The organism is Roseovarius sp. (assembly GCF_027019125.1).
Lineage (GTDB): Bacteria > Pseudomonadota > Alphaproteobacteria > Rhodobacterales > Rhodobacteraceae > Roseovarius.
Genome location: NZ_JALUXE010000028.1, coordinates 16,288 through 28,600, shown reverse-complemented (window position 1 = coordinate 28,600; position 12,313 = coordinate 16,288). Strand labels below are relative to the sequence as shown.

The following is a 12,313-nucleotide window of genomic DNA, read 5'->3' as shown; positions in this document are numbered from 1 at the left end:
CGTGATTGAAACCGCCGTCCGGTTGGGTCCGGGCGGCGGTTTTTTTCATGGCCGCAGGATGCTGGAAAAGAGCAGGAGGCCGTGATCGCCCAGGTCGCGCTCGATCCGCGCCCAGAGGCTGCCAAAGGCGATGGGATCGGTGCCGCTGGCCTGCGCGATCTGGCTCAGGCTGCGCCGCCCGTCGATGGCCGCCAAGAGGGGCGCCGCCTCTTTGGGCAGGGCGAGCCGCGCCTCGATTCCGTTGAAACGCAGTTTGGGCGTCTGGCCCTGGGCAATCGCGCGGGCAAGGTCGGGCGCGCGCAGGCCCTTGAGATGGGGGATCAGCGCGCGGTCGCGCCCGGTGGCGGGCGGGCGGGCCTCGGTGGCGCGGGTGGCATAGCCCACATGCGTCTTGATCGTGCCGCGCAGTTTCTCGGCCAGGGCCATGCGCGCGGAGGCGCTCAGGTGGTCCGGCACGGCGGTGATGCGGCTCAGGTCATAGAGCACGGGCAGGGCAAAGCCCGAGAGCGCCCAGCCGGTATCCTCCAGCATCCCGACAAGGGCCGTCACGTCAAAGGCGCGGTCTTGGGAATGCAGGAGCAGATCGTAAAAGCCTGCATCGCTGTCCTTGTGATCGCCGAGATTGGGGTTGGATTTGAAGGGATGCCCCTCGGGCAGGTTGGCCACCACTTCTTTGGCGGCCTTGAGACGCGTCTCGGGGGGCAGGCCCGCGTAGAGCGCGCCGAACGCCTCTTGCAGCGGATAGACGCCCGCGCGCCCATAGGGGGCATAGACCATGAAGCCCATGCCGCCACCGGGTGCGAGCGCTGCCAAAAGCGCGGCAAATCCCGCCGCCGGGTCGGGCAGGTGATGCAGCACGCCGCAGCAGTCGATATAGTCGAATTGCCCATGGCTGGCCGCGTCTAGCAGGCTGCCGGTGACAAAGCGGATATTGCGCAGACCGCGCAGGCGGGCGCGCTCTTCGGCGATGGCGCGGGATGCGGTCGAGAGGTCGATATAGGTGATCTCGGCGGCGCGGCCCGTATCCTTCATCTGTTGCGCCAGTTGGATCAACCCGTCGCCGGTGCCGCCGCCCGCGATGAGCGCGCGCAGCGGTTTGGTCCAGTCGCGCCGCCCCTGAAAGAGGAAATGGTCAATTTCCAGCACATGCGAGGGCGAGCCGGTGATCAGGCGCTTGGCCTCGTCCGCCGGATCGCGCGCGGGATAGGGAAAGGCCTCGTATTGCGCCTTGACCTCACTCATGGGCGCGCCCCTCGTTCTTCTTGGCAAAAATACTCAATTGCGCGCGTGCCTCATTCGAAGAGCTTGCGCAATTTGCGCGCGGCCTTGTCCTCGATCTTTTCGCGCAGGGCATCCTCAAGCTTCTGGCCCTCTTGCGGGGCGACGTTGAGGCGCTGTTGCAGTTCGCGTTCCAGCCTGTCCTTGGCCTCTTGCTCCAGCTTGTCGCGCTCGGCCTTGAGGTTCATGCGCACGGCCTTTTCCAGATCGGGTTTGATCCTTGGGTTGGCCCATGGTCCCTCGATGCGCACCGGGATGGCGAGGCCGCGGGTGTTCTCGCCCTCGAGCAGCACGGGGGTAAAGAGATAGTCGATGTCGCGCGCGCCAAGCCCGATACGCCCCTGGCCCGAGGCGCGGGCGAGCGGCAGGGTCATGGCGAGGTCCTGGTTGATGAGATTGCCGCCATTCATCGTAAAGCTGGCGGTCATCGCGTCAAAGATCGTGGTGCCGCCCGTCACATCGCCCGCGCGCATCAGCCGGTCGAGGTCGATGCCGGAAATCACCCCGCGCCCGGTGCGCAGCGCCCCTTTGCCCGAGAGCGAGCGCATGATCGCATCCACCGAATTGCCCACGCCCAGAAACTCTACCTCGCCGCTGCCGAGCGCGGCAAAGCGGGTGGTGCCGGCGGCATCGGTCAGGAACCGTTCGAGGTTGATGTCGCTCACCTTGAGAGTGCCCCCGACCGAGAGGCCGGAACGGTTGTTGGCGATGAACTGCCCGGTGACAAGGCCCGCATAGGCGCGCAATTCGCGCAGCTCGAACACGGCGCGGGCGCGGTCGAGCGTCATCAGGCTGCGGGTCTTGCCCAGTTTCAGATCGCCCAGATTGATGCTGTCGGCGATGAGCGCGACTTCGCCATTGGCAAGGGCAAGGGCGCTGGCGTCGATCGCGCTCTTGGACCAGCCGCTGTCGGCGCTGCCTGAGCCGGTGCTGTCGGCCCCGGCGAAATGCGAAAGATCGAGCGCGCCGGCGTTGAGCTGGGCGTTGATGCGCGGCACGTCACCACCAAGCGCAATATCGGCGGCCCCGGCAAGGGCATTGCCGCCCAGATTGAGCGTCAGATTGCGCAGCGAGAGGTCAAGTGCCTCGGTGAGCGTGAGGTCGGTGCCGCCTTTGACGCTGGCCCCAAAACCACGGGGCAATTCCAGCCGGTCAAGGCCAAGTGCCGCCAGAAAGGCATCGGTATCGCCAAGGTCGATGTCGAGCCGCCCCTGGAGTTGCGGTTGCGCCCCGCCGCGCCCGGCAAAACCCACGCTGCCCCCCGGACCGGCGAGCCGCGCCGAGAGGCCGGTAACCGCCCCGTCGATGAACTGGCCCACCTGATCGAGATGGCCCGAGAGGGTCACGGGCGCGCTGCCCTGGCGCAGCACCGCCTCAAAGGTGGCGGTGCCGTCGTAATCGGGCCAGCGCAGATCGAAATCCATGTTGGAGAATGTCTGAACCGTGCCGGTGGCGTGATCGGTATAGCTGAGGCTTGCCCCGGTGATAAGCGCGCGGTCAAGGGTCAGCGCGAGGCGGTTCGAGGTGGCAAGGGTACCATCCGATTGCCCGGAGGGGGCCACGCCCTCGACCCCCAATTCCCAATTGACCCGGCCGTCGCGGGCGCGTTCCAGCCGGATCGCGGGATTGACCGCCTCCAGCCCCGTGATGCGGATGTCGCCACCAAAGAGCGCCTGCGGTTCCACCCCGATCTTGAGACTGTCGGCGCGCAGCATCGGGCCTGCGTCGGACCAATCGGCATTGGCAATCTCGACCGCGCCGGTGGACACGCCGAGGATGGGATAGAGGCTGATCTTGGTGTCGCCGGACATGATGACCTGACGCCCGGTTGCCTTGGTGATCTGATCGGCGGCGATGCGCGCGATCCGCTCGCCCGGCAGAAAGAAGAGCGCGCCAAGCACGATGGCCGCCATGACCACGACCAGCCCCAAGGCCCGGAATATCCACCGCATGGCATCGCCCCCTTTGCCTGCCTGATCTGGCCACAGTCTAGGCGTGTGGCATGGGGCGGGGCAACCGCTTTTGGGCTAGGCGGGCGGACGGTGGCAGAGTATATCGCGCCCATGTCCCAGAACCCGCCCAACCTCCGCCCCGATCTCGCGCCGCGTGCGCGTCTGACTGATACGCCCCGTGCGGGCCAGCCGACCATCGGCATGGTCAGCCTTGGCTGTCCCAAGGCGCTGGTGGACAGCGAGCGGATTTTGACGCGGCTCCGGGCCGAGGGCTATGGCATTTCGCCCGACTACACCGGCGCGGATGCGGTGATCGTCAACACTTGCGGGTTTCTCGACAGCGCCAAGGCCGAGAGCCTCGAGGCGATTGGCGAGGCTTTGGCCGAGAATGGCCGGGTGATCGTCACGGGCTGTCTGGGGGCAGAGCCCGAGTATATCACCGGGGTGCATCCGCGCGTTCTGGCCGTGACCGGGCCGCATCAATACGAGCAGGTTCTGGATGCCGTGCATCTGGCGGTGCCGCCCAGCCCCGATCCCTTCATTGATCTCTTGCCTGCTTCGGGGGTGCGCCTGACGCCGCGCCATTACAGCTATCTCAAGATTTCCGAAGGCTGCAATCACAAGTGCAAATTCTGCATCATCCCCGATATGCGCGGCAAGTTGCAGAGCCGTCCGGCCCATGCTGTGATCCGCGAGGCGGAAAAGCTGGTGGAGAGTGGCGTCAGGGAACTCCTTGTGATCTCTCAGGATACCTCGGCCTATGGCGTCGATATCCGCCATGCCGAAGAGCGCGGGCACCGCGCCCATATCACCGATCTGGCGCGCGATCTGGGGTCTCTGGGGGCCTGGGTGCGGCTGCATTATGTCTATCCCTATCCCCATGTGCGCGACCTCATTCCGCTGATGGCGGAGGGGCTGGTGCTGCCCTATCTCGACATTCCGTTCCAGCATGCGCATCCCGAGGTGCTGCGGCGCATGGCGCGGCCTGCGGCGGCGGCCAAGACATTGGACGAGATCGCGGCCTGGCGGCGCGACTGCCCTGAGATCGCCCTGCGCTCGACCTTTATCGTGGGCTATCCGGGCGAGACCGAGGCCGAGTTTCAGACTTTGCTCGATTGGCTGGACGAGGCGCAATTGGACCGGGTGGGCTGTTTTCAATACGAGAATGTCGCCGGTGCCCGGTCGAACGCGCTGCCGGATCATGTGGCCCCAGAGGTCAAGCAAGAGCGCTGGGATCGCTTCATGGAAAAGGCGCAGGCAATCTCCGAGGCCAAGCTGGCGGCCAAGGTCGGTCAGCGCCTGGAGGTGATCGTGGATGAGATCGACGAGGGTGCCATCGCCACCTGCCGCACCAAGGCCGACGCGCCCGAGATCGACGGGAACCTCTTTATCGACGAGGGGACCGAAGGCATCGCCGTGGGCGATATCGTGTCGGTCGTGGTCGATGAGGCGGGGGAGTATGATTTGTGGGGGAGGTTGGGGGAGTAGTTTCGACCCCCTTGAGATGCTCCAATTGCGCCCCCGTCTCGTCATCCTCGGGCTTGACCCGAGGGTCTCTTGTAACGTTGGAGAGTCCTGCTTTCGCGGGAATGACGGGGATAGGAAGGTCGGTTTCACCCATCGGGCGGGCCGCAAGTAGGGCTTGTGTTACATTGGCCCCAACGGATGCCAAACCCAACTATAGGCATCCGTTTCCGAGCCAGACGGGTCATATTAATCAACTGATTTAGTTGATAAAAACCTTTCCCCTGACGCCTTGATCGCGGTCTGACCAGACCAATGATCACGTAATCGTGTTGCTCTTGGCCGCGAACGGACGGAACTAGAGGGCGGTTGGGGTGTTCATCGCACGTTCGCCTAGAGAACGGCTTTGAAAGGAATTGTCATGTCCAACGTGGGAAAAGGAATAGTTGCTGGTCTTGCGGCAACGCTTGTGCTGTCGCTGATGATGTTGATGAAAGGGGCCATGGGGCTGATGCCGGGTCTCGATCCGATTGCCATGATCGCCGCGATGATGGGCGTATCTGCGGCGCTGGCCTGGGCTGTTCATTTCATGATCGGCGTTGTTCTCTGGGGGGGTGGCTTTGCTGTGGTGCAGACCAGTCTGCCGGGCAAACAATTCTGGGTGAGAGGTGTGCTTTTCGCCATCGGAGCCTGGCTCATCATGATGGTGGTTATGATGCCCATGGCGGGGGTCGGAGTCTTCGGCATGAGCCTTGGCATGATGGCGCCGGTCATGACGCTGGTGATGCATGTCGTGTTCGGGGCTGTGCTTGGTGGCGTTTATGGGGCGTTGGTGAAGCGCGAAGTCGTGGCGCGGGCCTGACGCGCAGCCCGCCTCCCGCGCGGAACAAGGCGCGGTACGCGCCGCCGCGCGATCGCCGGGCCGCCCCCCGGCCTGGCGATTTGGAGGCGTAATGCGCGGTCGAGGGCTTGCACGGATTTGGCTGGCATAAAGGGGCAGCCACGGGCGTTGCTTCGCCAGACCGCGGCCCGCCGAGCGCGCGCCCCTATCCCCCCCCCTCCCGCGACATTCTGCGCCTCTTCCCCTCTGTCCCTCTCATCCTACCTCCCCCACACAGGAGGCCCGAGATGACCCACGAAATCCAAGTGCTCTACAATGCCCGCTGTCCGGTCTGCCGGGCGGAGATCGCGCATTATGCGGGCTATGTGGACGCGAACGGCCTGCCGGTCATCTTTCAGGATCTCAACGCCGGTGGTCTCGAACACTGGGGGATCAGCGCCGATCAGGCGGCGCGGCGGTTGCATGTGCGCCAGAATGGCCGCGTGCTCTCTGGTGTCGATGCCTTTGCGGCACTCTGGGCCGCGTTGCCGCGCTATCGTTGGGCGGCGCGGCTTGTGGCCTTGCCGGGGCTGCGGCAGGCGGCGTCGCTGATGTACGAGCGGGTGCTGGCCCCGCGTCTTTACGCAAGGCATCTGGCGCGAGAAGCCAAGCGCGCCGCATCCTGAGGGGCTTTCGCAGGGTCGCGCCCCGCGATAGGGTGCGCGCGACTGACGCGGAGACCCCAGAAACATGACCGATCCCCAGACCCTGTTGCGCCGCCTCTTTGACCGGGCGGTGGCCGTGGCCGACCCGATGCAGAGCCTTGCCCCCTATCTGCCCGCGCGGCCAGAGGGCCGTGTCGTGGTGATCGGCGCGGGCAAGGCCAGCGCGCGCATGGCCGAGGCGGTCGAGGCGGAATGGGGCCCCTGCGAGGGGCTGGTGATCACGCGCTATGGCTATGCACGCCCCTGCGCGGGAATCGAGATTGTCGAGGCGGCGCATCCGGTGCCGGACGCCGCCGGTCTGGCGGCCACCGCGCGGATGCTGCAACTGGTCGAGGGATTGGGCGAGGGCGACATGGTGCTGGCGCTGATGTCGGGCGGGGCGTCGTCGCTGCTTGTCCAGCCTGCGGGCGAGATGACGCTGGCGGACAAGCAGGCGGTCAATGCCGCGCTCTTGGCGTCGGGCGCGCCGATTGGCCAGATGAACGTGCTGCGCAAACATCTGAGCCGGGTCAAGGGCGGGCAATTGGCGGCGGCGGCCCATCCGGCGCGGCTGCATGCGCTGCTGATTTCCGATGTGCCGGGGGATGATCCGGGCATGATCGGATCGGGGCCGACGGTGGGCGAGGCCAGCACAAGCGCCGAGGCGCTGGACATCGTGGCGCGCTACGGGATTGATCTGCCGGCGTCGGCGCGCGACGTGTTGGCGGGGCAGAGCGGTGTGGTGCCGCCGGGGGATGCGCGGTTGAGCCGGGTCGAGAACGTGATCTATGCCGCCCCGGTGCAATCGCTGGAGGCGGCGGCAGAGGTGGCGCGCGCCGAAGGGATCAGCGTGCGTATTCTGGGCGATGCGCTGGAGGGCGAGGCGCGGGATGTGGCGCGCGATCACGCCGCGCTGGCGCGCGAGGTGCAGGCGGGGCTGGCACCGGGGGATGCCCCCGTGCTGCTGCTTTCGGGCGGTGAATTGACGGTGACGCGGCGCGGCAATGGCGTGGGCGGGCCCAATGCGGAATATGCGCTGGCGCTGGCGCTGGCCTTGGAGGGGGCGGCGGGGATTCACGCGCTCGCCTGTGACACCGACGGCGTCGATGGCGCGGCAGAGGTGGCGGGGGCGGTGATCGGGCCTGAGACATTGGCGCAGGCCGCCTCAGCCGGGGTTGATCCCGAGCAGGCCCTGGCGATCAATGACGCGCATGGGTTCTTTGGGTCGATTGGCGGGCAGGTGGTGACCGGGCCGACGCTGACCAATGTCAACGATTTCCGGGCGATATTGATTGCGCCAGCGTAAGCGACGCTCAGAACTGATCCCAGATCGTGCGCCCCAGATCATCCAGCCGTTCGGGTGAGCAAAACAGCGAGATCGTCATCGTCGCCGTCCAGTCGCGCCCGCCAAGCCGGACCAGCGTGCCGTCGGCCAGCTCCTGACGGATGGAAAATTCCGGCAGCCACGCAAGCCCCGCCCCCGCGAGCGTGCGCCGCTTGAGCGCCTCTGCCAGCGCATCCATATAGCGCAGGTCGAGTGCGGGGCGGCGGTTGCCGATGGTCTGATCCACCACGGTGCCGAGAAAGGTGTTGGGGTCATAGCTGAGATAGGGCACCTCGCGCCCCGCCCGCCCCGGCAATGTCCAGCCATGGCGTGACGCGGCCTCGTGCTGGGCCACGGGGATCAGGCGCTCTTCGCAGATGTCCTTGCGCTTGAACCGGGTCTCGTCGAGGATCGGGGCCACGTCCTGATGCCGGTAATAGAGCAGGAATTCGCAGCCGCCTTCGCTGAGCAACTGGCAACAGGCGGTCAGGCTGTCCGAGATGACGCGCGTGCGCAGGTCGGGATAGTCGCGCTCCAACGCCGCCATGCGCGGTTGCAGGAAATTCACCGAAATGGCGTGCAGGGCGGCAAAGCGTTGAAAGCTGGCATGGCCGCGCGCGCGTTCGCGGATCGCCTGACGGGTGTCGGTGAGATCCGCCACCGTCTGTTGCGCCACCGGCAGGAATTGCCGCCCCGCCTCGGAGAGTTGCACCGGATAGCTGGCGCGGTCGATCAGCGGCACGCCGATCCACGCCTCGAGCGATTTGATGCGGCGGCTGAAGGCGGATTGCGTGATGTTGCGCTCTTCCGCCGCGCGGGTGAAATTCAGCGTCCGTCCAAGGCAGACGAAATCGCGCAGCCAGTTGATGTCCATCGCCGCCCCCTCTTTGCGCTCAGATTGCGCCAGCCCGCAGGGTCATGCAAGATCGGAATAGTTTCATGATATGTTTGAATTGGCCGACTCGTCCGGGTCTGTCCTAGCATTTTCTCCAATATCAATGGACGCGGCCGCATGAACGGTCACGCCACGCCCCCAACAAGGAGAGAGAGATGAAAACGTCGTTGAAAGGACTGATTGCCACCACAGCGCTCGGGATGACTGTTGCGCTGCCCGCCATGGCCGAAACCACGATCCGCCTGTCCACCTATGTGAACGAGGCCGATATCCGCTATGACGGGTTCGTGCATTTCGCAGAGTTGGTGGCGGAGAAAACCGGCGGCAGCGTCAAGGTCGAGATCTTCCCGTCCTCCACGCTGCATGGCTGGTCCGAAGGTGTGGATGCGGTTCAGGGCGGCGTGTCGGACATGAGCTGGATGCCCGCCGACGAGCGCCTGCCCTGCTACCGCGTCACCTCGCTCTACCCGGTGGCGGTGGATCTGGACGGGCAGATCGACCTGGACGCCGCCTATGCCGATCTGGTGCGCGATGAGGCGGCGGCGATCAACCTCGTGCCGGTGTTCAACTCGAACTATTCCTACGATCAGGAATGGTGGTTCGAAGAGGCGATTGACGATCTGGGCAATCTGGCGGGCAAGCAGGTGCGTTCCATCGGGCCGCTGGTCAGCCTGATGATCGAGACATGGGGCGGCGCGCCGGTCTTTGTGGCACCCAAGGAGGTGTTCCAATCCGCCGAACGCGGCGTGGTCGACGGGATCAACATGGGGGTTGCCACCTATTCGAGTTGGAAGCTCTGGGATGTGATGCCCTATATGGTCAACGCGAGCCTCTTTTACGGCAACATCCAATACATGATGAACAAGGAAAAGTTCGACGGCATGACCGCGGATGAACAGGCCGCCGTGATGGCCGCCGCCCGCGAAACCGAAGAATGGCTGAAGCCGCGCTATGAGGATTGGGTGGATCAGCGCGTCGGCAATGCGGTGATGAAGGGCGGCGGCGCGGCCGTGTCGATCCCCAAGGACAAGCGGATGGAGCTGATTGCCAGCGTGCAGGGCAAGTGGAACGAGACCGTCGATGCGGCCTGCGGGCCGGAACTGGCTGGCAAGATCCGCGATCTCTTTGCGCAGCACGCGCCGTGATCTGACAGGCCCCTTGCGCCATGCGCGCAGGGGGCCGCCCGTTGCATCAACAGGGAGACACGCCATGCAAAGCGGTCTTGACCGATGGATTGGCCATGTGGAACGCGCGGTTGTCTGGCTCGCGGGGGCGGGGGCCGTGGTGGTGCTGGTGCAGATGGTGTGGATCAGCTACGGCGTTTTCACGCGCTACGCGCTCAACGCGCCCGACCGGATGGTGACAGAGGCGACCGCGCTCTTGCTCTTTCCTGTGGCTTTTGCGGGCCTCGCCTATGCCATGCGCGAGGATGCCTATCCCAAGGTCACGATGCTGACCGATACCCTGCCCGCCGGTCTGCGCAAGGCGGTGGCGGTGTTCAATCTCTGCGTGATGCTGGGGGTCGGGTTCTTTTTCTCGCTGGCCGGGGTCAGTGCCACGATCCGGTCGTTCAATTCCGGCGCGTCCTCGGAAATCCTGCTCTGGCCGCGCTATGCGTTCTGGGCACCCGGGGCCTTGGCGCTGTTGCTTTTTTCCCTTTACGCGGTGCTGCGGCTGGTGCGGCTCTTGCGCACCCCGGCAGCGGAGGTTTGAGCGATGGAATGGTATGAAGTCGGTCTTGGCCTGCTTGGCCTCTTGATGTTCCTGATTGCGGTGGGCGTGCCGATCCCCTTTGCGCTGGCGGCGGCCTCGCTGCCCTTTCTGTGGCAAATCCAGACATTCGAGACCTCGATCGCCTCGGCGGAGTTGAAGCTCTGGGGGGTGTGGATCGACTATATCCTGCTGGCGGTGCCGCTCTTTGTGTTCCTGGGCGAACTCATCGGCAAATCCAATATCGGTCCCAATCTCTATCAGTTCCTGCATCAGGGCGTGCGCGTGCGCGGCTCGGCGGCCTATGGCTCTATCGGGGCTTGCGCAGGTTTCGGCGCGGTCTGCGGCTCGTCCATGGTGGGGGCGCTGACCATCGGCGGCGTGGCCCTGCCCGAGATGCTGCGGCTGGGCTATGGCAAGCGGCTGTCATCGGGTGTGCTGGCGGCGGGGGGCACGCTCAGCGTTCTGATCCCGCCCTCACTCATCCTGCTGTTCTACGGCATTGTCACCGACCAGAGCATCGGGGATCTCTTTATCGCGGGGGTCATTCCGGGGCTGATCCTTGTCACCTGCTTTGCCATCGTCGTGCTGGTCTGGGGCATCCTCAAGCCCGAGGATATTCCGGGCAGCGAAGATGCGGTGAAGATGGGGCTGGTCCAGATTGCCGCCACCATTGCGCCCATCGGCCTGATCGGTCTGGTGATCACGGTGGCGATTTACGCCGGTATCGCCACTCCGACCGAGGCGGCAGCGGTGGCGGCCCTTCTGACCGTGATCCTGGCCTTTGGCGTGGGCGGCCTGACATGGCAGGGGTTCAAGGACTCGCTCTTTGCCACGATGCGCACCATGGGCTATCTTGGCCTGCTCCTGTCGGCGGGGGTGCTGTTTGGTTTCGTGCTCACCTATTACCGCGTGCCGCAACAGTTCACCGAGCTGTTTCTCAGCTTCGATCTCTCGCCCTATGTGGTGCTGACCATCGTGCTGATCTTCTACATCGTGCTGGGGATGTTCCTTGAACCCGTGTCGATGACCTTCATCACCCTGCCCACGATCTTTCCGCTGATGTCGGCCGCCGGCTTCGACCTGATCTGGTTCGGGGTGGTCTATACGATCACCATGGAGATTGCGGTGCTGACACCCCCTGTAGGGCTTAACCTCTATGTCATTCAGGGCATTGGGCGCGGGCAGGTCAGCATCGGTGATGTGATCATGGGCTGCCTGCCCTTCATCGGGGCGCTTGTTCTCTTGATCGTTCTTCTTATCCTCATGCCGGAGCTTGCATTGTGGTTGCCCGAACAGATGCGCTGATCGCGCGGAGCGGTCTCAGCTATCGCCGGGCAGGGGCGGGCGCGCCGCTGGTTCTCGTGCATGGCTATCTGGGCGGGTCGGCGCAATGGCAGGCCGAGCTTGCGCGCTTTTCCGACCGATTCGACGTGATCGCTCCCGATTTGCCGGGCTATGCCGGGTCGGCGGGCCTGCCGCCACCTGAGCGGATCGCGGAATTCGCGGCGGCGGTGGTGGCCCTGCTCGACGAGCTGGGCATTGGTCGCTTTACCCTCATGGGGCATTCCATGGGCGGCATGATCGTGCAGGAACTGGCCGCGACCCACCCAGACCGTATCGCCCGGCTGATCCTCTATGGCACCGGGCCGCTTGGTGCCATGCCCAACCGGTTCGAGCCGCTCGAGACCTCGCGCGCGCGCCTGCGCAGCGATGGCGTGGCGCAGACCATCCGGCGCATCGGGGCCACATGGTTTCGCCAAGGCGCGGCGGCGGAAGGGTTCGAGATCGTGGCCGCGCTGGGCGCACAGGCGACCGAGGCCGCAGCCTTGGCGGGGCTTGACGCCATGAGCCATTGGGACGGGCGCGGCGCGCTTGGCCGCCTGACCATGCCGACGCTGGTGCTCTGGGGCGACGGCGACCGCTCTTACCGCTGGCCACAGGTCGAAACCCTCTGGCAAGGCCTGCCCGACGCGGCTCTGGCCGTGGTGCCTGGCACCGCCCATGCCGTGCATCTGGAAAAGCCCGCGCTCTTTCACGCGCTGGTCGAGGATTTCGTGGGGGGGTGAGGGCTGTGCCCGCCCCCTCTTGCGGCACTCTCCCATTCCATCCACAATATATTGCTATCTCCCTCAACAAATAGCTTTACAGGGCGCGTCAAACCCC

The 12,313-nt window shown here is 65.2% G+C and carries 11 protein-coding genes; 8 read left to right on the top strand and 3 right to left on the bottom strand.

The window, feature by feature from the left end; translation table 11 throughout:
- Nucleotides 1–45: 45 nt before the first annotated feature.
- Nucleotides 46–1,242: a class I SAM-dependent methyltransferase gene (locus tag MVC20_RS11625; RefSeq protein WP_297541521.1), complete on the bottom strand. Its 1,197-nt coding sequence runs from the start codon at nt 1,240–1,242 to the stop codon at nt 46–48.
- A gap of 50 nt (nt 1,243–1,292) precedes the next feature.
- Nucleotides 1,293–3,230 carry an AsmA family protein gene (locus MVC20_RS11620; protein WP_297541519.1) on the bottom strand — a complete coding sequence of 646 codons (1,938 nt, stop codon included), beginning with the start codon at nt 3,228–3,230 and terminating at the stop codon, nt 1,293–1,295.
- Between the two features lie 111 nt (nt 3,231–3,341).
- Between MVC20_RS11620 and rimO the strand changes: the two genes are divergently transcribed.
- The 4 genes from rimO (at nt 3,342) to MVC20_RS11600 (ending at nt 7,524) form a co-directional block, all read left to right on the top strand.
- Nucleotides 3,342–4,718 (top strand): 30S ribosomal protein S12 methylthiotransferase RimO, encoded by a 1,377-nt coding sequence (rimO, locus tag MVC20_RS11615; RefSeq protein ID WP_297541518.1) that lies wholly within the window; start codon nt 3,342–3,344, stop codon nt 4,716–4,718.
- Nucleotides 4,719–5,115: 397 nt separating this feature from the next.
- Nucleotides 5,116–5,556 carry a DUF6789 family protein gene (locus tag MVC20_RS11610; RefSeq protein ID WP_297541517.1) on the top strand — a complete coding sequence of 147 codons (441 nt, stop codon included), beginning with the start codon at nt 5,116–5,118 and terminating at the stop codon, nt 5,554–5,556.
- 266 nt (nt 5,557–5,822) lie between these two features.
- Nucleotides 5,823–6,200, top strand: a complete 378-nt coding sequence (locus tag MVC20_RS11605; RefSeq protein ID WP_297541516.1) for a DUF393 domain-containing protein — start codon at nt 5,823–5,825, stop codon at nt 6,198–6,200.
- 64 nt (nt 6,201–6,264) lie between these two features.
- Nucleotides 6,265–7,524, top strand: coding sequence for a glycerate kinase (locus tag MVC20_RS11600; RefSeq protein WP_297541514.1), 1,260 nt, complete (start codon nt 6,265–6,267; stop codon nt 7,522–7,524).
- 7 nt (nt 7,525–7,531) lie between these two features.
- On the opposite strand, the gene MVC20_RS11595 is transcribed toward MVC20_RS11600, so the two are convergent.
- Nucleotides 7,532–8,416: a LysR family transcriptional regulator gene (locus tag MVC20_RS11595; RefSeq protein WP_297541512.1), complete on the bottom strand. Its 885-nt coding sequence runs from the start codon at nt 8,414–8,416 to the stop codon at nt 7,532–7,534.
- Between the two features lie 176 nt (nt 8,417–8,592).
- On the opposite strand from MVC20_RS11595, the gene dctP reads away from it, so the two are divergent.
- From dctP to MVC20_RS11575, 4 genes are all read left to right on the top strand, one after another.
- On the top strand, nt 8,593–9,582 hold the full coding sequence (dctP, locus tag MVC20_RS11590; protein WP_297541510.1) for a TRAP transporter substrate-binding protein DctP: 990 nt from the start codon (nt 8,593–8,595) through the stop codon (nt 9,580–9,582).
- A gap of 64 nt (nt 9,583–9,646) precedes the next feature.
- Nucleotides 9,647–10,150 carry a TRAP transporter small permease subunit gene (locus tag MVC20_RS11585; RefSeq protein WP_297541508.1) on the top strand — a complete coding sequence of 168 codons (504 nt, stop codon included), beginning with the start codon at nt 9,647–9,649 and terminating at the stop codon, nt 10,148–10,150.
- A gap of 3 nt (nt 10,151–10,153) precedes the next feature.
- Entirely contained in the window at nt 10,154–11,455 is a 1,302-nt protein-coding gene (locus MVC20_RS11580; protein WP_037270102.1) for a TRAP transporter large permease, read from the top strand.
- Nucleotides 11,431–12,216, top strand: coding sequence for an alpha/beta fold hydrolase (locus MVC20_RS11575; protein WP_297541505.1), 786 nt, complete (start codon nt 11,431–11,433; stop codon nt 12,214–12,216). Before MVC20_RS11580 ends, MVC20_RS11575 begins: the two co-directional genes overlap by 25 nt.
- Nucleotides 12,217–12,313: the final 97 nt, after the last annotated feature.

Bases quoted from the DNA above. Each gene is read 5' to 3' on its own strand.
- MVC20_RS11620 (WP_297541519.1), bottom strand. From the start codon at position 3,230: ATGCGGTGGATATTCCGGGCCTTGGGGCTGGTCGTGGTCATGGCGGCC.
- MVC20_RS11605 (WP_297541516.1), top strand. From the start codon at position 5,823: ATGACCCACGAAATCCAAGTGCTCTACAATGCCCGCTGTCCGGTCTGC.
- MVC20_RS11580 (WP_037270102.1), top strand. From the start codon at position 10,154: ATGGAATGGTATGAAGTCGGTCTTGGCCTGCTTGGCCTCTTGATGTTC.
- rimO (WP_297541518.1), top strand. From the start codon at position 3,342: ATGTCCCAGAACCCGCCCAACCTCCGCCCCGATCTCGCGCCGCGTGCG.
- MVC20_RS11625 (WP_297541521.1), bottom strand. From the start codon at position 1,242: ATGAGTGAGGTCAAGGCGCAATACGAGGCCTTTCCCTATCCCGCGCGC.
- MVC20_RS11600 (WP_297541514.1), top strand. From the start codon at position 6,265: ATGACCGATCCCCAGACCCTGTTGCGCCGCCTCTTTGACCGGGCGGTG.
- MVC20_RS11585 (WP_297541508.1), top strand. From the start codon at position 9,647: ATGCAAAGCGGTCTTGACCGATGGATTGGCCATGTGGAACGCGCGGTT.
- dctP (WP_297541510.1), top strand. From the start codon at position 8,593: ATGAAAACGTCGTTGAAAGGACTGATTGCCACCACAGCGCTCGGGATG.
- MVC20_RS11595 (WP_297541512.1), bottom strand. From the start codon at position 8,416: ATGGACATCAACTGGCTGCGCGATTTCGTCTGCCTTGGACGGACGCTG.
- MVC20_RS11610 (WP_297541517.1), top strand. From the start codon at position 5,116: ATGTCCAACGTGGGAAAAGGAATAGTTGCTGGTCTTGCGGCAACGCTT.